Origin of the sequence: Corynebacterium sp. ES2730-CONJ (assembly GCF_024834055.1) — a bacterium.
Taxonomy (GTDB): Bacteria; Actinomycetota; Actinomycetes; order Mycobacteriales; family Mycobacteriaceae; genus Corynebacterium.
This window is the reverse complement of sequence record NZ_JANUXZ010000005.1, coordinates 130,505-155,371: the sequence shown is the minus strand read 5'-3', so window position 1 is coordinate 155,371 and position 24,867 is coordinate 130,505. Positions and strand designations below refer to the sequence as shown.

Sequence of the window (24,867 nt, the reverse complement as noted above, 5' to 3'; positions counted from 1 at the left end):
AAGCCAAAACCCTTCTCTATAGTATGCCTGTCACTTTCAACTTATGCACCAGCCCAGCTAGGCTTATACTTCGTGGAGCACGAAGACAAGAATTTCACGAACCCAAGTCACCCTCAACCAACCCCCGATCCCCTGATCGCTGCGAAGATTGAGCGAATAACTGCAGCGGACGGTATCGACCCAGAGCCGTCGCACTCGCGCACATTCGGTGCAGCGTGGCACGATCTGGTGCGCGGTTTTAAGCAGCACGAGCTGTGGCTGCAATTAGGCTGGCAGGATATTAAACAGCGTTATCGACGCTCCGTTTTAGGCCCCTTATGGATCACGATTGCTACCGGTGTGATGGCCCTTGCCCTCGGTTTTCTCTACTCTGTGCTCTTTAAAATCCCGGTAGCGACTTTTCTCCCGCACGTGACAGTGGGCCTTATTATGTGGACTTTTATTTCGGGCTGTATCAAGGATGGAGCCGAGGTTTTTATCACCAATGAGGGCCTTATCAAGCAGCTCCCTTCTGCTCTCTCCGTCCACGTATACCGACTTGTGTGGAAGCAGACGCTTTTTCTCGCCCACAATCTGGTGATCTGGCTCGTCCTTATGCTGGTATTTCCCCGCCCCTTGGGGTGGGACCTCCTGCTCGCCTTACCTGCGATGGCGCTCCTCATTATTAATGGGGTGTGGGTGTCGATGTTCTTCGGAATAGTGGCAACCCGCTACCGCGATGTAGCGCCCCTTTTGGAGTCTGGAGTGCAATTACTCTTCTATATCACCCCGATTGTGTGGATGACTCAGACCTTGAAGGATCAAGGTGGCACCATCTCAGAGCGCGCAAAATTAGCGCAGCTTAATCCGCTATATCACTATATGGAAGTGGTGCGCGCCCCCTTAATTGGTGCGGATCTACCCGCCTACCATTGGTGGGTTGTCATCGCGTGCACCGCCACAGGCCTTATCGTGGCGCTGCTGGCCATGAAATACTGGCGTTTTAGGGTGAATTACTGGGTCTAGGCTCCCTTAACTAGAACCTCCGCGCTGCCCCAGATAACAACAATAAGGACAACGATCATGGTCTCCATCGATACTTATAATGCGTGCGTTGATTTCCCTATTTTCGACGCCAAATCTCGCTCCATGAAGAAGGCCTTCCTCGGTGCCGCTGGTGGCGCGATTGGGCGCAATAAAAATAATACGGTGGTGGTTGAGGCCCTGCGCGATATCAATCTTCACCTAAGAGAAGGCGACCGCGTGGGTCTGGTGGGCCATAACGGCGCCGGCAAATCTACTTTGCTCCGTCTCCTTTCGGGCATCTACGAACCTACCCGCGGTTCCGCGCATATACGTGGCCGAGTAGCCCCGGTTTTTGATCTCGGGGTGGGCATGGATCCAGAAATCTCAGGCTATGAAAATATCGTGATCCGTGGGCTTTTCCTTGGCCAAACACGCAAACAAATGCGTAAGAAGATGGACGATATTGCGGAGTTTTCCGAACTCGGCGATTATCTCGCTATGCCACTACGCACCTACTCCACAGGTATGCGTATCCGTCTGGCTTTAGGCGTCGTTACCTCTATCGAGCCTGAAATTTTGCTTCTCGACGAGGGCATCGGTGCCGTTGATGCCGCCTTTATGGCCAAAGCGCGCACTCGCTTACAAGAGCTAGTAGAGCGCTCAGGAATCCTCGTCTTCGCTTCTCACTCCAATGATTTCCTAGCGCAGCTATGTGATACTGCCATCTGGGTGGATCACGGACAACTACGCCAAGCAGGCCCCATCCCGGAGATTGTCCAGGCCTATGAAGGCAAGGAAGCCGCCGATCATGTGCGACGCATCATGAGCCAAAGCGATTAAGGTGAACCAAGATCTGTGGGAGCTCTACGCCCAACTGCGCTGTGCCCACTTGGTGGATCTCACCCACACCTTTTATCCCACCCAGCCACATTTCCCTGGCGATCCTGTAGAAGAACGCACTGAGATCACAAATATTGCAGATAATGGCTACGCAGTTACCCAGTACCGTCTCGTCGGACAATGGGGAACCCATATTGATGCTCCAGCACACTTTCTGCAATCTGGACGCACGGTTGATCGTATTGATACCGATGATATGATCAGCCCGCTGGTGGTCCTAGATTATCACCGTGACGTACAAACGAACCCGGATTTTCAGCTCGATAAAAAGACGCTCGTCTCCTGGGAGGCCACCTATGGGCCGATTCCCGAGAATAGTTTTGTGGCTTTCCGCTCTGACTGGTCGAAGCGCTGGCCGGATCAGCACGCACTACTAGGTCTCGATAACCACGGTCATCGCCATAGTCCAGGGTGGACTGTCGATGCCATTAATTTCCTAGTCCAACATCGCGGTATTAGAGCCATCGGACATGAAACCTTTGACACTGATCCAGGATTCCTCGTCGACCGCGGTGAGATGCCGGCCCAGTATGCGATCTTGGCGCATGATCGGTGGCAGATAGAATTGCTCACCAACCTTGATAAGCTCCCGGCGCGCGGTGGACTTTTATGGGCCTCGTGGCCTAAGCCTCTGGGTGGTACCGGTTTTCCAGCGCGAGCTATCGCGCTGATCTCTTAGTAATTATTTTCTTCTTTAAAGCGTTCGGGGTGACGCCAAAGAGTCCATAGGCTGACAATGAGAGTGGCGGTGAGAACCAGGGATACCAGACTAATTCCTAGGATGCTAAAAAATAGCACGGTCATGGCAGGGCTCATTCCACCGGCCCCGACGGGTTCCATAAAGTTATAACGGATATACATCCCGACGGCCACTAAAATCCAGCTGATCAGGGTTGCTCCTGTGAGTACGCGCATGTGGTCTCGCTTTCTGCCGATCGTTCTTTTGGGCTGTGTCTGCTTAGTCTATCAACCGAGCCATGCTCCCCACTCAAGGGTGCAGTCATTGCTATAAACGAACCGTCAATCAATAGACATAAGGGATGGATATGCAACAATATCCCTTATGGTATTGAGCTTGCAGGATAAAATTGCCGCCGTTATTGTCACCCACCACCGTGCTGATTTATTACGCCAATCCTTAGAGATTGTGGCGAATCAAACCACCCCAGTGAACTGGATTATCGTGGTAGACAATGGTGCCGAAGATGAGGTAGCCGATCTGCTTATGGATATCGCTGGCGAACGCGGAATCTACCTTCCCTCTCAACGCAACTTAGGAGGGGCCGGAGGCTTCGCCTACGGCTTCTTATACGCCTTATCGCTAGGCGCAGATGCTATTTGGTGCGCCGACGATGACGGGCATCCCGCCGATGAACACGTGCTCACCACCTTGCTTCACTGTGCCGAGCGGCATCAACTCGCTGAGGTCTCCCCCGTGGTATGCACCAAAGATCATCCCGATCAGCTGGCTTTTCCTTTAAGGCGCGGGCTCAGTTGGCGCCGTCATCGGCACGAATTGGTCGATCCCGATCATCCGGAGGCAGATATGCTTGCCGGGATTGCCTCTCTCTTTAATGGCGCTCTTATTTCCGCCGAGGCCATGGAGATTATCGGGGTTCCAGATTTGCGGCTGTTCATTCGGGGCGACGAGGTAGAATACCACCGTCGATTAGCGCGCTCTGGGCTACGCTTTGGTACCTGCCTAACAACCGCCTATCTACACCCCGACGGGGCGGCAGAATTTAAGCCCATTTTGGGCGGACGGATGCACACGCAGTATCCCGATAATGAACATAAACGCTTTTTCACCTACCGCAATCGTGGCTATCTAATGAATCAGCCTGGGATGCGGCGGCTTTTGCCGCAGGAATATGCTCGCTTCGGCTGGTTTTTCCTTGTGCAACGCCGCGATCTTACGGGCTTTAAAAAGTGGCTGAAACTTCACCGTCTAGGGCGCAAGGAACGATTTATCCGACCTAGCCCCGAGGTTCTTTAAAGATCACCATACGCTGCACCACGAAATTGGTAATAGTGGCCAGGCCTTGGGCTATGACGAAGGAGACGGTATCTACCGCTGCTTGCTCGAGGCCTAAGGAGCTCAGCGGAGCGTTGAGGATATAGTAAACAAAATTCTGTACCGCGAAGGTGGACAGATAGAGAGCAGCAACAGCAAGCCCTGACTTCTTCGACGTCGTGGCATTAAATGTCCATTTAGAATTCATCACATACGCAGTCACAGTGCCAGCACACCACCCGAGGGCCTTAGCACCTGAGCGCGGGAAGCCGAAGAGGTAATTCAGGATTAAGGTGCTGCCATAATCTACAATGGCCGCCACAATACCCACCGCAATAAAGCGACTCAACTGGGTTTTTAAAGAGGAAGATGGTGGTTGGGCACTCATGAGCATAGAGCATACCGCACCGCGCAGTCGGCTAAAATCAGGGGTCGTTAGCGCCTAAGCAATTCGCGATAAATATCCATCCGCTCTGCAAGATTCATGGTCTCTCGACCCCCCGCTCCCAAGGAAGCAAGCGCCGCCAAGGATTGTTGGCACATCAGCCGAGCGCTCGCTGGATCGATTTCTCCTTCCAGATCAAGTCCGTCAATCAGGGAAGAAATTATATAATCGGTGCGCTCTTTGCTGCTCATACAACTAAAGGCCAATACGCAAATCCAGAAGGCCTGCCTACTATGAGGTTCTTTTTCGATCGGTAATTGCGAGAGTACCTGGCTAATGGTCGCATCTATTGTTGGGGTTCGCGAAAAATCTATGGCTTTTAGTAGAGGCACAAAATCATAAATACCTGAGGTGCGGATGATATCGACCACTTCTTCGTGGGCTAGGGCTAAAACCTCGTGAATGACCTTCGAGCCGGTGAGTGTGGCATTAATCGCCTGCGGATCGCACTCCCCTGGGCCGAAATTTCCAACCCCTGCGATACAGATAATATCGGGGGTGGCTATATCGCGGGGGATAATATCGAGGACTTCGGTATCGAAGGACCACAGTCCCCATTCTTGATGCAGATGCTCGCCTGGCTCGGCTAGATACTCCCCCACTAAACGCGCAGGATCCAGGGCGGGGTAGAGTTTCGCAGCCGTGGTACAGCAGTCAGATTTATGGCCGTCGATACCGAAGACGGTAGGTAAAAGCGCATTAAGTTCGGCAATACTGAGAGCCTGATTGACCCCAATAAAGCGTACGATTTCCTCAGTGGCTGATACCGCTTGAATCCTCACAATGCTCGTTCGGGTACCCCATTCGCTTGCCGCCTTATTCATTTTTGCAGCCCGCACCGCAGTCAATGAGGTCACGTGGGTGGCAGGGGGTGAGGTGGGCATAGACTCCAGCCTAGACACAGATTCTTATTCAGGGTGGTGTGGTCTCTGCGGCACTGATAAATATTGGAAATATTGCCAGTATATTCTCAGTTTTGCTCCCCTCTTGGTGCTACTTGAGGAAGTACCATGGATGATATGTTTGGTCTTTTTAAAAAGAAGCAGCAACCGCAGACCCATGTCGCGGCAGAGCGCACGAATCTGCCCATGAGCGATCATATGACGCGGCTGGTTGCTGAAGAGCTTCCCCTCCTCGATTCAGATTCGCGCGGGCGGATCTATTCCATCTTGGAATCCTACGAAGGACCGACAATCACCTCCCAGGAGGAGTTGCCTGAAGAGATTCGGCGCCTTCTCGATCTTTAAGCGGGAGTATCGCGTTATACTCCCGTCGTCTTTCTCTCACCCGATCCCGTGCTCGGTACAATCTCACACCGAAGGTATTGGGATAGTGCCACGGCACATGGGTAGGGTGGAATCGTTATCTGTATCAAGAAAACAGTCCTTTTTACCTAAGAAAGTGGGCTAGACCCTTCATGACTGATCATTCTCTGCTTGCTACCAAAGCTCAGGAACTCACCGGTTGGGGACGCACCGCCCCCACCACCGCCCAGGTGCTGCGCACCCCCGATCTCGAGGAAATGGTGCGAGCCGTCCGCCTGGTGGCCGAGGATAATGCCGCGAAGCCGGACTATCTCAAGCGCGGTGTTATTGCCCGTGGCATGGGGCGTTCCTACGGCGACCCTACTCAAAACGCTGGCGGCTTGGTCATCGATATGCAGGATCTCAATAAGATCCATTCCATCGATCCAGAAACCGCAGTTGTTGATGTAGATGGTGGTGTCACTCTAGACCAACTCATGAAAGCCGCTCTGCCATATGGGCTCTGGGTTCCGGTTCTACCTGGTACCCGCCAGGTCACGATCGGTGGTGCCATCGGCCCCGATATTCACGGCAAGAACCACCACTCCGCCGGCTCTTTCGGCGATCACGTATTATCGATGGAACTGCTTGTTGCCGATGGCCGGATCCTCCATATTGAGCCAGAAGGCTCTGCGGACGATCCCGATGGCTCCCTCTTCTGGGCCACCGTCGGTGGCATGGGTTTGACCGGCATTATTGTGCGCGCCCGCATCAAGATGACCAGAACCGAGACCGCCTATTTCATCGCAGATGGCGATCTCACTGCCAACTTGGACGAGACCATCGAATTCCACTCCGATGGTTCGGAGAAGAACTATACCTACTCCTCCGCATGGTTCGATGCTATTTCCCCAGAACCCAAACTCGGCCGCTCCGCTATTTCGCGAGGCTCGCTGGCTACCTTGGCTCAGCTCGAGGAATTGAATCCTAAGCTGGCTAAGGATCCGCTGAAATTCAATGCGCCCCAATTAGTGACCGTTCCTGATATCTTCCCCTCATTCACCATGAACAAGCTATCCATGATGGCCATTGGTGAATTGTGGTGGCTCAAGTCCGGCACTTACCGCAATCAGGTGCAAAACCTCACTCAGTTCTATCAGCCCTTGGACCTGATCGGAGAGTGGAACCGCGGTTATGGTTCGCGTGGCTTCTTGCAGTACCAGTTCGTGGTCCCCATGGATGCCGTGGAGCCTTTCAAGGAGATCATCCGGGATATACAGCGCTCTGGCCACTACTCGGCTCTGAATGTATTTAAGCTCTTCGGACCGGGTAACCGCGCCCCGCTCAGCTACCCAATGCCGGGCTGGAATGTCTGCGTTGACTTCCCCATCAAGCGCGGCCTCGGAACCTTCCTTGATGAATTGGATCGCCGAGTTATGGAATTCGGTGGCCGTCTCTACTTGGCTAAGGAATCACGGACCTCGGCAGAGAATTTCCACAAGATGTACCCAGAGATGGAAAACTGGCTCACAACCCGCAATGCGATCGACCCGCACGGTGTTTTCGCCTCAGATATGTCGCGTCGCCTCGAGCTTCACTAATTCATTTCCCTCTCCTCACATTTTCTTAAAGGAAGGCATCAATCAATGCTTAATGCTGTGGGCCAAGCCCAATCTATTTTGCTCCTCGGGGGCACCTCCGAAATCGGACTCGCCATTGTCAAAGAATTCTTAGATAAGGGTCCAGCCAAGGTCATTCTGGCTGCCCGCGATAAATCCCCACGCCTCGACATCGCCGTCAATGACGTCAAAGCCTGGGGTGCCCAGGAGGTGGAGGTCATTAATTTTGACGCCACCGACTTCGACTCCCATCCAGCCGTTATCGACCAGGCTTTTGCTGGCGGCGATATCGACGTTGCCATTGTGGCCTTTGGTACTCTCGGGGATCAAGAAGCCCTCTGGCAAGACCAGAAGTTGGCTGTCGATTCCGCTCAGACCAACTTCACCGCAGCCGTCTCTGTGGGCGTACTCCTGGGTGAATACCTGAAGAAACAGGGTCACGGAAACCTCATCGCTCTCAGTTCCGTAGCTGGGCAGCGTGTCCGACGCTCTAATTTTGTCTACGGCGCTGCCAAGGCTGGCTTTGACGGATTCTACGTCAATTTAGGCGTTGCGCTGCGCGAATTTGGTGTGCGCGTACTCGTCGTTCGCCCTGGCCAGGTTCGTACCAAGATGAGCGCAGAGGCTGGTGAAGCACCGCTGACCGTAAATCGCGAAGATGTCGCAAAGGCAACCTTCAACGCTGTGGTGGCCAAGAAAGATGCGATCTTCGTCCATCCTCTCTTCCAGTACGTTTCGCTCGTATTCAAGGTGATTCCGCAGGCAATCTTCCGTAAACTCCCCTTCTAATTCTTCTGTTTTTAGAGGTTTTTTACAGGCTCTTTTAGGCACCGAGCAGGTCTTGATCATGATGATCAAGACCTGCTTTTTGTCACATAGACCCCTGTGGTTACAGTGGCGTATGCGCATAATTGGCTCTATGTATGGGAAACTAAAATAATGACTGTTCAGGACCAATCACCAAGTCTTTCGGGTTCGCGCTGCCAAACACAGCACCTCCAGCACCCGTCGGCTTATGCCCCTGATGTTTTGGCCACCCCCGTCACTGTGCTCGCAATAATCCTAGCGGGTCTCGGCGGTGGGCTTTTCACCCTCGCTTCGTGGCTTATTATTCACACCACAAATCTGCCCGCGTTTGGCCCCTCCAATGTGACCCGAGCTCTCTCCTCCCTCGGGTCCATGCTGGTTGTGTTGGTAACTGGACTAGTGGTCTACTTCCTTATGAGCGATGCAGCACACGCACGTCGCACCCCTCGGTGGCGACAGATTTTCAGCTACTTTATCTGCTATTTATCCCCAGCTGCACTAGTAGTAACCACCCTAGCTATCCCCCTTTCTGCCACCTCGCTATATCTATCAGGAGTGACAGTTGATCAGGGTTTCCGCACCCAGTTTCTGACGAGGCTCACGGACTCATGGCAACTCTCAGATATGAACTATATCGATATGCCCTCTTACTATCCCGGCATGTGGTTCTGGTTTGGCGGCCGATTGGGCGATCTACTTAATCTCCCTGGATGGGAAGTCTTCCAACCGTGGGCAATGGTATCGATTGCCCTGGCTGGAAGCGTGCTCGTCCCGGTGTGGCAGCGTCTAACTGGAAGCCTCCCCGTAGCTACCGCCATCGCGTTGGTAAGCGTATGTATTGCGATTGTAACGAGTGCGGAAGAGCCCTATGCGGCTATCATTGCCCTCGGGGTTCCGGCGGCAACCATCATGGTGCACCGCGCCTTAGTTGGCGGAAATCTAGCGCTTGTGGGCATGATTTTGTACCTTGGGATCTCAGCCTCCTCTTATACGCTCTATACCGCGGTGGTGGCCTTGAGCTGCATAGTTGTGGCAGCTTGCTTTGCGGCCCTGGTCCTTAAATCCTTCGCACCTGTACTACGGCTGGGCATCATGGGTATTGGTTCCATGCTCTTAGCCGCTATCTGGTGGGCACCCTATCTGTATCAAGTTTTCTCCGGAGCTCCCACCAGCGGTTCCGCCGCCCAAAAATATTTGCCGCTCGCTGGTTCGCAGTTCCCACTTCCTATGCTGATCCCTGATGCTTTGGGAGTCATCTGCCTGATCGGCCTAATTTATCTGCTAATACGGTGGTCCCACCCAGATATTGCCACCATGGGGATCTCGCTCATGGTTTTCTACGGGTGGATTACGCTATCGATGGCTGTAACCCTCACCGGTACCACGCTTTTAGGTTTCCGCCTGGATGCCGTGGTGGCACTCATCATGGCTACCGCCGGGGTACTAGGTTTGGCTGAGTTGCGTCTATTGGGCGTCCACCGGCTCGCAACCACCGCCCAACCTGGAGGCCTCAGCCCCGGCTTTTCCCGAGCACTCACCACTTTTATGGTGGTTATCTTATCGATCGGTGGTGTGTCCTATGTACAAAATATTCCGAATCGTTTAGCCCACGCCATAGATTTGGCCTATACCGATACCGATGGCCGCGGCCACCGGGCAGATCTTTATCCCCCCAATGCCGAGAAATACTACCCTGAGATCGCTGACACGATTATGGCGAAGATAGCAAAACCCGCCCGTGAGATCATCGTCCTTACTGATCAGCGCAATTTTTTAGCCTTCCACCCCTTCCGCGGCTACCAAGCCTTCACCAGCCATTATGCCAATCCCCTAGGTGAATTTGAGGCTCGCAATGCGGCCATCGAATCCTGGGCCGAAGCCTCCTGGAAAGAGCAGATGACGGGCCAAGACCTGATCACTCTCATGGAACACAGTCCGTGGCGCATCCCTGATGCCATTGTGTTGCGCGGGGATCTCAAAGCTCTGCAGAAGCAGCTGGCCACAGGAGACAAACCCGACGGGTGGATCTTCGATATAGCCGAGGATATCTACCCCAACAATCCCAATGTGCGTTTTAAGGGTAGTAGCTTTAACCCTGCTGTTTTTCTCGGCGATAATTCTCCTTGGGAGATCACCCCAGTAGGATCATTTGTGGTGGTGACTAGGCAGTGACTCATCCGCACCCCCGCCCCTTATCCCCCGATCATTCTGAAAGCATCACATCCAACGGTCTTATGAATTCCTCTTCTCTTGCTACGGATACTCGACCCCCGATCCACGAAGATATGGCACCTGGATCCCTAACCTTGGGCCAGGCTCCTGGATGGCTGAAGAAACTCGCTGCCCTTTCTGGAGTCTTGGGTTTTTTCTTCTTCATTCTGACCCCGTTCATGCCGGTGAATCAGGTGCAGTCCTCCTTCGAGTGGCCCCAGAATCGCTCCCTCAACCAGATCAGCGCCCCGCTGGTTTCCTATGCCCCGCAGCGGCTAGATGCCACCATCCCGCTGCAAGCATTAGAGCAGTTGCGTGACGATGAAACCCTCGTCTTCTCCACGCTCCCACCCTCGAGTGAGCAATCCGCCACTCGCGGACTTTTTGTTCGGAGCATAGAAGGCAATATTGAGGTGTCCTCCTTAGGTACCATCCTCCTACAGGTTCCTGCCGCGGAGGTGGCCGAGCTGCCTAAGGATGCGACTCTGCAGATTTCCACCACCGAGGAACTGAGCACAGCCGAGATTCCCGGCACAGATTTATCTGGGCAGAGCGAGGACGAGAAGGATCTGCGCCCGCAAGTTTCTGGTATCTATACCGAGCTCACCGGTGATGCTGACGCACTCATTGATGCCGGTCTTATGGCTCGAGTTGAGATTAATTCCCGCTATACCTCTTCACCGACTGTGCTGAAGTACTCTACGATGATCCTGGGCGCTATCTTCCTCGGTATAGCTCTCTTTAGTCTGTATCGTCTCGATCGCCTGGATCGTTTAGGCCGCCATCGCTACTGGCCTAAGAATTTTCTCAAGCCACGTGTCCTCGATGGACTGGTAGGAGCGGTCTTAGGGTACTGGTATGTTTTTGGTGCCAATACATCCGATGACGGCTTTATTCTCACCATGGCCCGGGCTAAGGACGGGGCCGGGTATATGGCCAACTATTACCGGTGGTTCGGGGTTCCAGAATCTCCTTTCGGTGCCCCTTACTATGATTTCCTCACCCTGCTCTCGCAGGTATCGACGGCCTCGATGTGGATGCGGCTGCCTTCTCTGATAGCGGGAATAAGTATCTGGCTGATTCTCTCGCGCGAAATTTTGCCGCGCTTAGGGCCAGCTCTCAAAACTCGCCGGGCCGCACAGTGGACTGCCGCGTTGATGTTCCTAAGCTTCTGGCTTCCCTATAATAACGGTCTACGCCCGGAGCCCATTATTGCCCTGGGTACCTTAGTCACGTGGGTACTCTTCGAGCGTTCAATTGCCCATCAGCGTCTCTTCCCCGCTGCCGTAGGTACCATAGTTGCTGCCTTCACGCTTGCCTGCGGCCCCACGGGGTTGATGGCGGTATCGGTGCTGCTAGTCAGCCTTCCGCAATTATTACGCACCATGAGCATACGACTGAGCTCCTTAGGGACACGGCGTCGTCATGGCTTGAGCTGGATCGTTTTCCTCGGTCCCTTCTTTGCCGCTGGCACGGCCGTTCTCGTGGCGGTTTTCGGCGATCAAACTCTCGCGACAGTGCTGGAATCCATCCATGTGCGTGGCGAGATCGGCCCTTCTTTGAAGTGGTTCCAGGAATGGCAACGCTATGAGGTGCTCTTCCAGCAGACTGTCGATGGCTCTTTCGCTCGTCGATTTGCGGTACTGTTCGCATTTATTGCGGTAGGCCTCGTTTTTGCCTCTATTTTGCGCCACGGCAAGGTACCCGGCTCCGCTCAAGGGCCTTCGCTACGGCTCGTACTGGTTTTTATTGGCACTCTTTTCTTCATGAGCTTCACCCCCACCAAGTGGTCACACCACTTCGGTGTATGGGCCGGCATCGCCCCGGCTCTTGGCGCGCTTGCTGCCGTGGCTCTTAGTGATTTCTCCACCCGGTCGAAATCTGCGCGCACCCTCTTTGTTGGTGGTCTCCTCTTCGTCTATGCATTCTCGCTCTCGACCACAAACGGTTACTGGTATGTGGCCTCCTATGGAGTGCCATGGTGGGATAAATCAATCCAGATCAAGGCTATTGAAGCCTCTTCGGTGATGCTGGCTATCGCCCTGGTTATTTTGCTGATTGGAGCCATCCAGGCAGTACGCCATCAGGCAGGTCTCGATGGGGAACACGGCGATGACGTCGCACCACAGAAAAAGCGCCTATTCACCCATATCTTCACCGCACCGATCGCTGCTTTGTGCGCACTCACGGTGCTCTTTAGCATGGCCTCGCTGGCTAAAGGCTTCGTCTCGCAATACCCTGCCTACTCAATTGGCTTAGGCAATCTTCGTACCCTCGCCGGCGATCGCTGTGCTCTGGCAAGCGATACCTTGGTTGAGACAGACACAAACGAGTCCTTCCTCAAGCCCATCGGGACGACCTTAGGGCAATCACTAGAATCCGGGCCAAAATTCCAAGGATTCGAACCCAACCGCATACCCTATCTAGGTAGCCGCTCCACGGGGTTCGTCTCAGATGCGGAGACCCTCAATACCAACCAAGGGTTACGCCCAGAAAATGAAGAGGGCGTCAACGATTCAGTCATTCGTCTCCCCTTCAACCTCGACTACCGCACAGTTCCAGTGTTGGGATCGTATTCCAATTTTGAGCAACCCTATGCCGAAGCTATTACCAGCTGGTACCAATTGCCTCCCCAACGTGAGGATGCCCCACTATTAGTGGTCAGTGCTGCAGGTAAGATCGCCTATTTTGATCAGGATGGGGTGCGCAAAGACGGTCGCCGCCTGCTTGTAGAATATGGCGCCGAGAATGAACAGGGAGAACTGGAAAAGCTCGGTGAACTCTACCTCAATGACGCAATTATGGTGCCCACGAACCGGTGGCGGAATCTGCGCTTACCTCTCGATGCGCTCCCAGCTGAAGCGACCGTCGTGCGCCTGCATGCTATCGATGATTCCCCCGATTACCGGCAATGGATAGCTTTCACCCCACCGCGTATTCCCACCCTGGCTCCTCTCGATCAGGTGATTGGCCACGATCAACCAGGCATGATCGATTGGGCCGTTGGCTTCCAGTTCCCTTGCCAGCGCCCCTTTAACCACTATGCGGGTGTGGCAGAAATTCCAGGCTATCGCATTAGTGCAGATGCCGATGGCAAGATGCAGGGCTCGAATTTCATGGACTACTATGGCGGCGGTGCACTCGGACCTGCGGAGGCGGTCAATGAATCCTATGAGCTGCCCAGCTACGCCAAGGATGACTGGAAGCGCGACTGGGGCAGTGTTGAGATCTATCAGCCGCGGGCAAATTCCGTAGGTGAAATACCCACCCCGGCTATCATCGATCAAGAAATTATTACCCGCTCCGGGTTGTGGAATCCAGGGCACCAAGCTATCGAAAATGGTAGCCGAGGAGATAGCTAAAGAGACTTAGAAAAATAATAAGCCCGCACCCTATCCACGGTGCGGGCTTGACTCTTATAGAGGCTTAATCGCGAGGTTCTTCGGCGGTCAGTCCCACATAAGCGATGGGAGTAACAAAAGGCTTTTCTCCAAATAATCGCGGTTGCTCGCGACTGTGATCGAGGGGAACTAATTCATTGAGTTCACTAAGCGAACTGATGGGAGTTTGAGGCTGATCACGATCTGCCCGAGCGGCTTTGCGGCACTGTAGCCACAGATAGATAAAGAGCGGATAACCAATCAGGCCCACAATGATATAAATACCGATGAGGATCACTTCAGTGGGAATCTGGAGATTCCACGCAAAGTGCAGTACGAAGGCAATAGCAAACCAGGTTGCCCCATATTTCAGGCGCTGCGCGAAGCTAATGCCAATACTCGTCATGGCCAGGCCAATACCGTAGCCAGCGATTCCGGTGAAAAGGATATGGAGGCCTGGACCTGCAATCGAGCGCAGGCCCCACATCATCAACGTGCCCTCAATATCACTATCTGGGTGGATCAGTCCCCCCATCTGCCCATACAGCAGATTTTCAATAGTATCGAAACCTAAGCCAACAATAATTCCGGTAGCGAAACCGTGCCAGGGGCGATTGAGCTGAGTAAAAGCAGCCATTACTAAAATAACGCCCAAAGTCTTAGCTATTTCTTCTGGGTAAGCGCCTCCAAAGGAGGCGGCGACAATATCCCACCCTAATTTACTGGTGACCTCAGAGACCGCGGTACCAACGAATGTGGCTAGCCCAAAACACACGGCCGAACCCCACGCGAATGAGCTAAATACCCACGCAAAACCGGCGTTCGGCGCGAACCCGGAGCGACTGATAAGAAAATAAAAAGCGATGAGATAGATCGATACCAGCACCAAGCCGAGGCCAATAGATGCCGGTGAGAGCACCGCAGATAGTCCCACCACGCCTGCTACCCCGAGGGCCGCGAGGATTGTGACAATTAATAAGGTAATGCGGAGGGGTTTGGTATATCTCATGCTGCACTCTCCTGGGGATTCTTCGGGGCATTATCTAGTGCGGTGAAAACCTCCGCGATGCGCGGATCGTATTCGTTTCCACCCACCACAACCATGAGGGCATTATTGGAATTATCGCCGGTGCCAAAGTTGAATCCGAGCTCGAAATATGGATTGTCGCCCAGTGTTCGCATGCGCGCGATATTACCGCTAAACTCCACCTCGCTACTAGGACCCAGAGGCTGTATATACCCCCGCATAGCTCGGGTAACGGTTCGGCGCTGGTTGCTACCCGCCTCGACGACCGAGCTATCAATAGTGATGCCATCGCAATCCCACGATCCGGTATAGAGGGTATCGCTAACGATGCGACACACGAGCGGTTCGCCTTCGGCATTGCGCACCGGAACAGTCCAGTTATAGGCCTCGTCGCCTAGAATAACTTCGGATTCGCGGATTTTTTCGGGTACCACGGCTGCGAGCCCTATAGGAAGGAGCAACAGCAGGGCGAAGATGCCAACAATGGCCCACCACTGTTTCGCATTCGTCGGGGGGTTGTACTGAAAACGACTCATGAGTGGTAATTCTAGGGCATTCACTGCCCTTGTGCAGGACCAGAGAACACTGCCGACGCACGATTCCAGACTCAGCATTACACTGGAGTAATGGCTTTAAATATCACTGATCTTTACCGGTTCGTCAATGGCTCGTGGCTCGATTCCCACGAGATCCCCAATGATCGTCCCTCTGACGGGACCTTCTATGCTTTACGCGATCAAGCAGAAGCTGATACGCACGCGCTTTTACTGGAGAATCCTGATACGCGAGCTGGCGCGCTCTATGCCTCGTATATGGATACTGATGGCGTTGAACGCGCAGGGATAAGCGCTATTGACGCTGACCTTGCACTCGTGGATATCTCCACTATCGATGAGTTCCTCCACGCTTTGGGCGCGTTGAGCCGGGTGGGTATCTCCCTTCCCTTCGGTGCCTATATTGAAAAAGATTCTGCCCTCGAAAATGCTAGCGCCTACTTGTACCAAGCAGGTTTGGGGCTACCCGATGAGGCCTACTATCACAAGAGCGAACACGCTGAAATTAGATCTCTCTATCAGGCGCATATTGTCAGAATGCTGGGCTTTATCCCGCAGATCTCAGATCCGGAGGAAGCTGCACGCACCATTCTGGAGCTGGAAACTACGCTGGCTCAAGGGCACTGGGATGTGGTGAGCACCCGCGATGCAGTAAAAACCTTCAATCCTGTTAACAGCGAGGATCTCCCCGCCTATCTGCGCACAATCCTAACTGCGGCTGGATTCCCTGAGGGTCGCTATATTGTGATGATGCCTGACTATTTCGACCATCTGGGCACTCTCCTAGATGAATCTCATCTTGAGGCGTGGAAGTTGTGGGCTACTTGGCATATCATCAAAGATCGCGCTGGCCTGCTCACCGCTGAGATCTCGAAGGCCAACTTCGATTTCTACGGCACCACCCTATCGGGCTCCCTTGAGCAACGCGATCGGTGGAAGCGCGCCCTTGGGGTAGCCGAAAGCTTTGTGGGCCAAGACATTGGAAAACTCTTTGTAGCCAAGCATTTCCCCGCCTCCTATAAAGAGGAGATGCTGGAACTGGTTGACTATCTTATTCGCGCCTACCGTCAACGTATTTCCTCACTGCCATGGATGACCCCGGAAACTCGTGAGAAGGCCCTCGAAAAGCTCGGTAAATTCCAAGCTAAGATTGGCTACCCCGATACTTGGCGAGATTATTCGGGCCTCGAATTCTCCTCCGCGGGGGCAGATCTGGTTGCTAACTACCGCCTGGGAAGCGCTTTTGCCCATGATTATGAAATAAATAAGATTGGCAAGCCCGCTAACCGCGAGGAATGGTTTGCTAATCCACAAGTCGTCAACGCCTTCTATAATCCGGTGGTTAACGATATCACCTTCCCCGCGGCTATCTTGCGTCCTCCATTCTTTGATAAAGACGCCGACGCGGCGGAGAAATTCGGGGCCATTGGAGCAGTAATCGGCCACGAAATCGGCCACGGTTTCGACGATCAAGGGTCCCAGTACGATGGGAACGGCAACCTCAACTCGTGGTGGTCTGCTGAGGATCGGGCCGCCTTTGCTCAGCTCACCGGCAATTTGGTGGAGCAATTTAACGGTAAGGTTCCCCACACGCTTATCGACGCCGGAATTGATACCGCTGGTGTCAATGGCGAATTCACCCTCGGAGAAAATATCGGCGACTTAGGTGGATTAGGGATCGCGGTGGTCGCCTACCGCCTCTACTTGGACGATCACGGTATGAGCATCGACGATACCCCTAGCAAGCCTTTTGCAGTGGAGGGAGGATCGCCGGAGCTATACGAGCACAGCTATAACGGTCTGCAGCGCCTTTTCCTCTCCTGGGCGCATGTGTGGCGCACCAAGCAACGCCCTGAGTATCAGGCACAACTTCTCGCTGTGGATCCGCACTCACCAGCGGAATTCCGCTGCAATATCATTGCGGGCAATATAGCTGAATTCTATGAGGCCTTCGATATTCCCACCGATGCGCCGGTCTATATCGCCCCAGAAGATCGCGTCACTATCTGGTAGCAGAGACAAACCAACCCTCGCCGAAAAATGTTGACGGCGAGGGTTTTTGCTTATTCCCAAGGTCCGCTAAAGCTGGTGGGCCTACAACTTAGGGTTATATGGGCAGCGGTTTTTTAAGGTCCCCATGAGGATCTGAGCCGGAATTACCCTCTATCCTTTTAATTTTCAAGGGCTCTCATCTGCACTACTCCGTTTAACAGAGTGCCTTATTTGTGCGGTCGGTGGATGTCGAAAAGACACGATAGTACGTTGCAGTGCAGATGCACCGCATGAGCACCAGGATAGCGCCAATCAGAGTGGCATAGACGATGCATGGTGATTCTGCTTCTCCAATCTTGCGGCTACGCCCTAGCAGTTTAGACACGAGTGTGGTTACCATGATGCCATGACTAATCCATATTCCGACCCCGAACGTGAAGCCTTCCAAGTTGGCGGTATCGACCGCGATATGAGCGAAGAAGAACAGCTCGAGCAGCTCGCCTCCTATATTCATGCTCATTATGAGGCCCCAGAGAAGAACCCGCCGTGGTCCGATAACCCCTCCGATCCACTCCCTGCCGATACTTTCGACGCCATGCTCCCGGACCGTCTCACCCACTCCTCCATGTTGATGTTGGGTGCGGCCGTAAATCACGCTATGCCAGGGGTGGCCTTTATCGACGGCATCACGGTTGAGGATCTACCTGAGCTGAATGCAAAAATCTTTAGGCCTTCTCAACCCAGCGGTGCTTGGGCCATCTCCCTCCACCCTGGTGGTTGGTGGAAAGGCTCTGGGGTTGCGCTCGAGAATGCCTGGCGCCCTGAGGTCGCGGGTCTCGCGGAGCTTTCTGGGGTTACCATTGTTGATCTCGACTATCCCCTCCTACCTGAGTCCGATCTCCCCGCCGTGATCGCTGCCGTCACCCAGGCAGCCGAGTGGATTCGTAGTCAAGGTGCTCCATGGGTGGGCGCTTGGGGTTATTCCTCTGGCGGTGCGCTTGCCGTTCTTTGCGCTGAGCTTTTTGACGCCCTCGCACTCACCTTCCCCCATCTTGAGCTTGATGGACTACCCGAAGATATACGCGGTGGCACTGATTTCCCGGCCCTTGACACACTTCCCACCACTTTCATGCAGATTGCCAGCCACGATTCTATTGCTGGCCATTATCCGTGGTTCGAAGAGGCTTCTGCGGTGCGCACTCAGGTTTATACCTCTGAGCATCGGGTGTCCACGCCTACGGTGGCTAGGCAGCGGGTTCGCGATATCGCTGAGTTTTTCCGCAGCAACTATGCCCACGAGAGCTAATTATTATCTGTGGTCCTCTTTAAAGTGCGGCGAGACGCAAGTCTTATATTCGAGTCCAGAACATAACTACTTTGCTATTAGGCTAACCACTGATCGCGGGCCGAAGCGGCAGCGATAGCTAGTGGTTCTCCACCTCGAATGAGCCCCAAACAGCCAAGGCTGTATGGGCATTTACCAAAACATCCTTAACGGTACCGTCAAATCGAACTGTTAAGGATAAATTTTCGCTTCGTGGCAGTCTCTATCGAGACAATCACAAAGGAATCAGTCGGACCATTCAGCCGTATGATTATCGAGACGTCATACGTCCCTTAGAGGATGGGGAATAAGACCCAAATGAGGGTGCTAAAATAGGTTCGGACGATGCTTTCTACCAAAATTAATTCGTAGATAGCCAATCGCTACCAAACAGTAAAGCCGAAGCGAGGATAGTGCGACGCTGCGCACTGATACGTACCGATTGCAGGTGTAGCATTGCGGCAAGTGGGCTGGAGCAATGATCATAGTCGGGAGACAGAAAAGATATAAGGTGAACCATGGTATTTCCTAGGACCGTACAATTGTTCTTGATGGATGGCTCACCCAACGGTCGGATCAAATGCTCTTTAGATAACTGGGTGGGCAAGGTTTATCTCATCCCCCGTACAGAAATCCATCGTTCTAAAAACCGCTCCGAGCTCAACCAGACGGGCGTCTACCTGCTGTTCGGTAATGACACCGAATCCGGAGAAGAACTTCTCTATGTCGGACAAGCCCGTGAACGCAAGAACGGAAACGGGGTGCTCGCTCGCGTGGCAGAGCACCTTGGCGAGGAGAAACTAGACTATTTCACTCATTCCATCTTGATCATCGACTCGGACAACTCGTTTGGTCCAACCGAGATTTCTTATCTGGAAAATGCTTTTTACCAGCATGCCTTAGTCGCCGATCGAGTTCGTGCGGTCAATAGCAATGATCCCTCCCCCGGTAATGTCACCGAAGAAAAGAAAGCCGCCCTCGATGAGTTCATTGCCAACGCCAAAATCCTTATCGGCTCGCTTGGCTACCGAGTATTCGATGCAGTCGATGATGCAAAGGTCATTGCGCCAGAATCACCAGCGTTGTCTCCCAAAGTAGAGCCTCTACTCTATCTAAAGGCCGCTGGAGCATGTGGTACTGGCCGCCAAACTAACGATGGCTTTGTTATTCTCGCGGGGGCCACTCTGCGAGAGGGACTTACAGAGTCGGCACCAGAATCTGTTAAGAAAAACAGACAGCGCTTCGCAGATCGAGTAAGCGCCGATCACAAGCTGCTGCGAGATACGCTATTCACCTCACCCTCAGCGGCCTCTAGTTTTCTCATTGGGGCATCGACTTCCGGAAAAACTTCCTGGAAGAACAGCGATGGCGTAACTTTGCGTGCACTAGAGCAAGCCGAACTTGGATCTACTAGCTCCTCATAACCGCAAACTGTAACCAAAACATCCCCATCACCCCGAGACTGGTCATAGCGGTTTCTGTTTTGCTAAGTGCGGCAACACTAATTGAAAATTTCGGTACCTTAAAACCGCACGCTTGCATCAATGATATCGCTCTACCATTTGCATTTGATCACCGAGCTTAGTGAGTAAATTTGGATCATCGAGCGCTCCAGGAAGTACTGTAGAAGATCTTCACATCTCCTAGACGCCGCATCACTCTGTGATCATATTAGGTCATTCATCAGTATGAACACTTCAACGGGTTCCTTTTACGTCATAGGTACTTAGTACTGGTTTCCCTCCGCGCGAGGTGATTTTGCTTTCTGTTTCTGCATTTGTTTCACTTCTCGACAACCAGCCCAGTGGTATTTTTTCCACTTTAGGTCTAATCTATGGAGTCAATTCGAGACATAGAATCACAATGCAAAAGGTTAATCCTAGATCAAAATCAGCAACTCTTAGCAAGTCTATTAAGGTGTGCAGTAGTGCAGAAGATAGTCCTTGTACTCTGCAAGAGAATAGTAGCGTATATGCCGCACACAACCATTCTTGAAACTAGGGATCACTTCCACCATCTGATTACCTACAAACAATATTTCAATACCCAACGATCGGATCAGCGTACTTATACAGCACATGGGGCGGGCTTCTGCCCAGCCCGTTTGCTGGGCCCATATCCTCGATAAGGACTATCAGACCGGAAATTTTTGACCACCTCGTGTGGCCGATTAAGGGGATCAAGAAAAGAGCAAGCGGTGTACAGTCAAGGTGAGCACCAACTCTTCGTGTTTAGAGAATCTAAATTTATTACCGATCAGCGGTGAGGAGAAACATCGGTGTCTAGGCCACAGAAGATTCCGTTATGGATGGCCGTATCCGCTATCGTTGTCGCCGTAGCACTCTGCGTCCTTGTTGTATCGCTGCGGTTTATAACAAAAACAGCGATATTCCCAGTAATTCTTTCGCTCATGCAACAGATATGCGATCGTATTCTACGAGCGTAAACGGTATGGATATCAAAGAGGTTCGCGACAGGGCCTTCCAAGACGTCCACCTGACCCCTGACATAAAACCCACAAAGAGGTCATAGTCTGTTACGGCAGCTCTGAAGGCAGCCCTAATCCTAGGAAAGCCCGACGGCTGGCGCAGCTTGGCTACGAAACTCTCGCGGCCTCTACGCTCGGCTTGGTTAATCAACCTGCAATATTAATTAAATTTCCACAGGAGCAGTTCGAAGACCTACTCGCCTATGTGCCGAAAAATACCAGCAATGATGAACCTATCACCGTCCTAGGTACATCGATGGGCGCGGAGTACGCTTTTCATTTCGCGACTGAATATGACGTGATAGATAACGTAGTTCTGATCGCACCATCTGCGTACACATTCTTCGGCCTTAATTTTAAAAACCACGGTTCATCGTGGATAGGAAGGGCGAAGAGATTCTTTTTTGTAAATGTTCAGAAGTCCTCTTTCCTTATCTTTATTACCAGTATGCTCATCCCTTCGGTAACTGAGTCGCCCTCCATTCCTAGAGGTTCTTATAACTGTGCCGTCGAGGTGGATACGTATATTCGATCGCGGCTGAGGATACCCGAGCCAATATCCTTATAATCGCTGGCGAGAAAGACCTTTCATGGGATAGCTATGGCATGGCGAAAGTGATCAGTTGACACAATCCTAGAGCCGAAATTGTTTCCCATTTTGATATGAGCGAAAATGAGCTTAGGCGGGAATAAAACGGCCAATGGAAAGCCTACTGTCATTAGCCGCCAGGTAATAGCTGGTTTTCTAGCTGAGCACAATTGCTAATAGCACCTGCCCCTGATATGGCCTTCTGGTCTCACTCGCTGACAGCAGGCTCAAGAACTAATTCCCATTAGCTGCGAACCGCTGGCAGAGTACCACGCTGAACCCGAACGGTAGTGACGTCACCGTGGAGTTCTATTTTGAATAATTCCAATACGTGCCTGAGCACACACGATTCGGTCTCGTATAATCTCCTAAAACATTGCGTACTGTAGTTGCGATGCTCACTCATGTATTCAGCGAGAACGGTTCCGTAGTTTCAATTTCTTCGTAGCGATAGGTGGACTGCAACTGTTGAAGTTTATGCGGGGCTATCCCTATTTCAATTCAGTTGTATCGTGGCCACATGCGGTTCCTTCTGTGGTCGTTCTCACAGGTAAAAGCTTGTATCAGAAACTTGCCACCGTCAGAATTCAGGGTTGCACTTTTTATGGATGTCTCGAAGAAAGGTATAGAAAAGACGGCGATAGAGGTAGAGCTTAGTTTCCACCGCCGTCTCCGACAAGCCCATTCACAACCAATTAAGGGGAACTTGAATCGTTAATGATACAAACGAGCCTGCATTTTACAGATAGGTTATTCTTTGATTCGGTAGATCACAACATACTGTCTCATGCCATATATGCCATCGAAGCTACTTCTCACGATTGAGACGGCTCCACGAGGTTGCCCGGTTCCCTTGCCCCGCAGAAGATTCCGATTGTGTCCTGGTGAAGCCTTGAACTTTTCTAGGGCTTTCTGGAAGTCTCCATAGAATGTGGCGAGTGTATTCTCCGCGAAGTAGCGATCAGGGCTTACCTTCATTACGAGTTCGGCATACTCAGGATCAAGGCCTGACTCGATATAGGGACTTTCGTGAGCAAACTTAACGTTCTGGTTGATGAGCTTGTTTCCATGAGGCCCCTCAGGTGTAGCGAACCGTCCAAGCTTATCGGCCCAACGATAGCAGTCCTGTTCCATCCTATGGTCCCAAATAACCTCAGGAAGGCCGTTCATCCGACGGTACCTATTCCATTCGTCGAACTGTCGCAACGCCTCCTCTCTAAGTTCAGACTCCTTCATATAGGGGTCATTGGGTTTGTCCCAAGGAGTCGGAGTTGGCGCTGGAGCTGGGTCATGGGTAGGTGCTGGACGTGGGTTTGGTCGTGGCTGCGGTGTCGGCGCCGGTGCCGGAGTATTCCCCTGAGGAATATTGTCACCGATGTCCTTGATGATCTCAGATGAAAGAGCAGCGTTGTCCTTCGATTGGCTCAGGATGGCTGCGAGAAAGGCAGCCAGAACCGATACACCCAGGATTGCCCCGATGATCGAGATAACCTGAGTCTCAGGCCCTTGCCCCTTGGAAACGTTTTGGCCATTAGCAGAGTTATTGGATGGCGCTGCGATTGCCTGGGGGGCTGCTACGACCCCAGAGGTAACAGCTAGAGCCGTCGTTACCGCAACGATACGTCTCTTGACCTCGTTAGTCATGTTCTTCATAGTATTTTCCTTAGTTCCTTTTAGGAGGTTCTCCCATATTCAAGCTTATCTTTTCGGAGAGCCGTTTCGTGTAATCGTCTTTCTCTTACGGATTTCACAAAAGCTGTTAGCCAGTATCGATAGCGAAGGCTTAGAAAAATATAACAATGATCACAGAATAGTCCTCTGGCTTTTCAGCACTATCATGCGAAGAAGTTTATGATTCAGCTGGGTTCATGTTGTCAAATGTAGGTTATTCCTATCAAGGGGGAGCTTGAGCCCTGACTATCATCGAGTACCGTAAGGTTTGATGCGTTTCAATTGGCTTCATAGCGATAGGTGAATTGCGGCCCCGACCATTTTTTGGGCTCCTAGCAGGCAATTTACACCCCTCTTTCACACTAGCTAAATCATCCTCCTAAGAATCTTTTAAAATTCAGATAGATAGGCATTATCTCAGGTCAGAGATTTCATATGAGAAGCGCGGTGAAACTGACCGCTACCAGCTAGCATATCTATATCTACGTAACAATTTAGAGTACCGACGATACGGAATCTTCCCCTGGCCAACGTAGAAGGTCGCTACCTAGTCGGATCTTAGCCAAGCAGATTTGCAGCTCACAGCAAGTGCTAAGACAGACCCATAAGAGAGGCGACTTTAGATTGCTTCGTTACAGGCGGGACCAATCCAAGATCGATCTCGCTAACTAGCGTCCTTGTCACCCTTGGATATCTGAGTCTTATCTAAATCCCACCAAAGATACCCTCGGGTAGCTGAGGTGCCACCTTCATCGTCCGATAAGTCTAGCCCTCTTCTTCCTTAGAGCCCTGGCAGGTCAAAACCCTCAAGGGGATCTGATTCGCGGCCTTCTTCTACAGGCTCGTCGATATTACACAAGGTGACCAGCGCACCCGTCGGATCTGCAATAATCATCATGCGGCCGAACCCAGAATCGAAGGGTTCTCTCAAGATCTCACCGCCTAATTCCACGACCGTCTCGCGGATAAGATCTACGTCTTTGATCCCGAGGAAGGTTTGCCAGAAACTTGGAATATGGGGTGGGAATTCTTCGCGGGCATTATAGATGCCAGCGAACCCTGAACCGTCGATAAGCGCAGTGGCGTAGCTATGGTCTTCGCTCGTCGCAAGGGCCCACCCAAAGAGCTCCGCATAAAAATCTAGGGCTGCATCGAAGTCTTTGGTGGCTGTTAGTTCGTGCCACACGGGGGTTCCTGGTTCACCGGCAGCGATAAAGGAATCCTCTCCTTCAGGTTCTACCAGCCCAAAGAGTGCCCCGGTTGGATCCACTAGCAATGCTACTGAACCGAGTTTGACGCTGCGGGGACTGGTGAGTACTTGGCCACTTAGTTCCTCAACGTGTGCCACGTTTCGGGCGATATCGCCCGCCTGGAAATAGGTGACCCAGGTATCGGGTTGTTGGGACTGTTCAGGGCGTTCAACGAAACCCGCCACTGGGAGGCCTTGAAGGCGGGCAAGGCGATAATCGGAACTGATCTTTTCAATCTCCCAGCCAAAAATTTTTTCATAAAACTGGGTGGATACGTCCATCTGGGAGGTGGTCAGATCGATCCAGTAAGGCATTCCTGGTTCGGATTGAAAAGCAGGCATAATCAG

General features: G+C 52.4%; 20 protein-coding genes. 13 read left to right on the top strand and 7 right to left on the bottom strand.

The window, feature by feature from the left end; all coding sequences use genetic code 11:
• Window positions 1–132 precede the first annotated feature (132 nt).
• Genes NXS13_RS07575 through NXS13_RS07565 form a run of 3 tightly spaced genes read left to right on the top strand, consistent with a single transcriptional unit; the run spans window position 133 to window position 2,584 of the window.
• Window positions 133–1,005 (top strand): ABC transporter permease, encoded by an 873-nt coding sequence (locus tag NXS13_RS07575; protein ID WP_396124767.1) that lies wholly within the window; start codon window positions 133–135, stop codon window positions 1,003–1,005.
• A gap of 57 nt (window positions 1,006–1,062) precedes the next feature.
• Entirely contained in the window at window positions 1,063–1,845 is a 783-nt protein-coding gene (locus NXS13_RS07570) for an ABC transporter ATP-binding protein (protein WP_259079185.1), read from the top strand.
• A gap of 1 nt (window position 1,846) precedes the next feature.
• Window positions 1,847–2,584, top strand: a complete 738-nt coding sequence (locus tag NXS13_RS07565) for a cyclase family protein (protein ID WP_259158542.1) — start codon at window positions 1,847–1,849, stop codon at window positions 2,582–2,584.
• On the opposite strand, the gene NXS13_RS07560 is transcribed toward NXS13_RS07565, so the two are convergent.
• Window positions 2,581–2,820 carry a hypothetical protein gene (locus tag NXS13_RS07560; RefSeq protein ID WP_259289568.1) on the bottom strand — a complete coding sequence of 80 codons (240 nt, stop codon included), beginning with the start codon at window positions 2,818–2,820 and terminating at the stop codon, window positions 2,581–2,583. The genes NXS13_RS07565 and NXS13_RS07560 overlap by 4 nt on opposite strands.
• Before the next feature lie 148 nt (window positions 2,821–2,968).
• On the opposite strand from NXS13_RS07560, the gene NXS13_RS07555 reads away from it, so the two are divergent.
• Window positions 2,969–3,901 carry a glycosyltransferase gene (locus NXS13_RS07555; RefSeq protein WP_259289567.1) on the top strand — a complete coding sequence of 311 codons (933 nt, stop codon included), beginning with the start codon at window positions 2,969–2,971 and terminating at the stop codon, window positions 3,899–3,901.
• On the opposite strand, the gene NXS13_RS07550 is transcribed toward NXS13_RS07555, so the two are convergent.
• Window positions 3,882–4,307 (bottom strand): GtrA family protein, encoded by a 426-nt coding sequence (locus NXS13_RS07550; protein WP_259079192.1) that lies wholly within the window; start codon window positions 4,305–4,307, stop codon window positions 3,882–3,884. The two genes, NXS13_RS07555 and NXS13_RS07550, sit on opposite strands and share 20 nt — an antisense overlap.
• A 47-nt stretch (window positions 4,308–4,354) precedes the next feature.
• On the bottom strand, window positions 4,355–5,248 hold the full coding sequence (locus NXS13_RS07545; RefSeq protein ID WP_259289566.1) for a hypothetical protein: 894 nt from the start codon (window positions 5,246–5,248) through the stop codon (window positions 4,355–4,357).
• Window positions 5,249–5,383: 135 nt separating this feature from the next.
• Between NXS13_RS07545 and NXS13_RS07540 the strand changes: the two genes are divergently transcribed.
• The 5 genes from NXS13_RS07540 to NXS13_RS07520 all read left to right on the top strand — a co-directional run bounded on the left by NXS13_RS07540 (window position 5,384) and on the right by NXS13_RS07520 (window position 13,607).
• Window positions 5,384–5,611: a hypothetical protein gene (locus NXS13_RS07540; RefSeq protein WP_259289586.1), complete on the top strand. Its 228-nt coding sequence runs from the start codon at window positions 5,384–5,386 to the stop codon at window positions 5,609–5,611.
• A gap of 170 nt (window positions 5,612–5,781) precedes the next feature.
• Window positions 5,782–7,209, top strand: a complete 1,428-nt coding sequence (locus NXS13_RS07535; RefSeq protein ID WP_259079196.1) for an FAD-binding oxidoreductase — start codon at window positions 5,782–5,784, stop codon at window positions 7,207–7,209.
• A gap of 45 nt (window positions 7,210–7,254) precedes the next feature.
• Window positions 7,255–8,016 (top strand): decaprenylphospho-beta-D-erythro-pentofuranosid-2-ulose 2-reductase, encoded by a 762-nt coding sequence (locus NXS13_RS07530; RefSeq protein ID WP_259158546.1) that lies wholly within the window; start codon window positions 7,255–7,257, stop codon window positions 8,014–8,016.
• A 150-nt stretch (window positions 8,017–8,166) separates the two neighbouring features.
• Window positions 8,167–10,206, top strand: coding sequence for a galactan 5-O-arabinofuranosyltransferase (locus tag NXS13_RS07525; RefSeq protein WP_259289565.1), 2,040 nt, complete (start codon window positions 8,167–8,169; stop codon window positions 10,204–10,206).
• 113 nt (window positions 10,207–10,319) lie between these two features.
• A complete protein-coding gene (locus NXS13_RS07520; RefSeq protein ID WP_310593320.1) occupies window positions 10,320–13,607 on the top strand; it encodes an arabinosyltransferase domain-containing protein in 3,288 nt (1,095 codons plus the stop codon).
• A 64-nt stretch (window positions 13,608–13,671) separates the two neighbouring features.
• Here NXS13_RS07520 and NXS13_RS07515 read toward each other — a convergent pair whose 3' ends face one another.
• Both NXS13_RS07515 and NXS13_RS07510 read right to left on the bottom strand, forming a co-directional pair.
• Window positions 13,672–14,634 carry a PrsW family intramembrane metalloprotease gene (locus NXS13_RS07515; RefSeq protein WP_259289563.1) on the bottom strand — a complete coding sequence of 321 codons (963 nt, stop codon included), beginning with the start codon at window positions 14,632–14,634 and terminating at the stop codon, window positions 13,672–13,674.
• Window positions 14,631–15,188, bottom strand: coding sequence for a hypothetical protein (locus NXS13_RS07510; protein WP_259079219.1), 558 nt, complete (start codon window positions 15,186–15,188; stop codon window positions 14,631–14,633). The genes NXS13_RS07515 and NXS13_RS07510 overlap by 4 nt, the downstream gene beginning before the upstream one ends.
• Before the next feature lie 90 nt (window positions 15,189–15,278).
• Here NXS13_RS07510 and NXS13_RS07505 point away from each other — a divergent pair, with 90 nt between their 5' ends.
• From NXS13_RS07505 to NXS13_RS09375, 4 genes are all read left to right on the top strand, one after another.
• Window positions 15,279–17,219: a M13 family metallopeptidase gene (locus NXS13_RS07505; RefSeq protein WP_259289562.1), complete on the top strand. Its 1,941-nt coding sequence runs from the start codon at window positions 15,279–15,281 to the stop codon at window positions 17,217–17,219.
• Window positions 17,220–17,604: 385 nt separating this feature from the next.
• Window positions 17,605–18,504 (top strand): alpha/beta hydrolase, encoded by a 900-nt coding sequence (locus NXS13_RS07500; RefSeq protein WP_259079223.1) that lies wholly within the window; start codon window positions 17,605–17,607, stop codon window positions 18,502–18,504.
• Window positions 18,505–19,073: 569 nt separating this feature from the next.
• Window positions 19,074–19,946, top strand: coding sequence for a GIY-YIG nuclease family protein (locus tag NXS13_RS07495; protein ID WP_259079229.1), 873 nt, complete (start codon window positions 19,074–19,076; stop codon window positions 19,944–19,946).
• A 1,104-nt stretch (window positions 19,947–21,050) separates the two neighbouring features.
• Window positions 21,051–21,578, top strand: coding sequence for a hypothetical protein (locus tag NXS13_RS09375; protein WP_396124768.1), 528 nt, complete (start codon window positions 21,051–21,053; stop codon window positions 21,576–21,578).
• Between the two features lie 771 nt (window positions 21,579–22,349).
• On the opposite strand, the gene NXS13_RS07490 is transcribed toward NXS13_RS09375, so the two are convergent.
• Together NXS13_RS07490 and NXS13_RS07485 are read right to left on the bottom strand one after the other, a co-directional pair.
• Window positions 22,350–23,252 carry a CAP domain-containing protein gene (locus NXS13_RS07490; protein ID WP_259158550.1) on the bottom strand — a complete coding sequence of 301 codons (903 nt, stop codon included), beginning with the start codon at window positions 23,250–23,252 and terminating at the stop codon, window positions 22,350–22,352.
• A 799-nt stretch (window positions 23,253–24,051) separates the two neighbouring features.
• Window positions 24,052–24,861, bottom strand: coding sequence for a VOC family protein (locus NXS13_RS07485; RefSeq protein ID WP_259158551.1), 810 nt, complete (start codon window positions 24,859–24,861; stop codon window positions 24,052–24,054).
• Window positions 24,862–24,867: the final 6 nt, after the last annotated feature.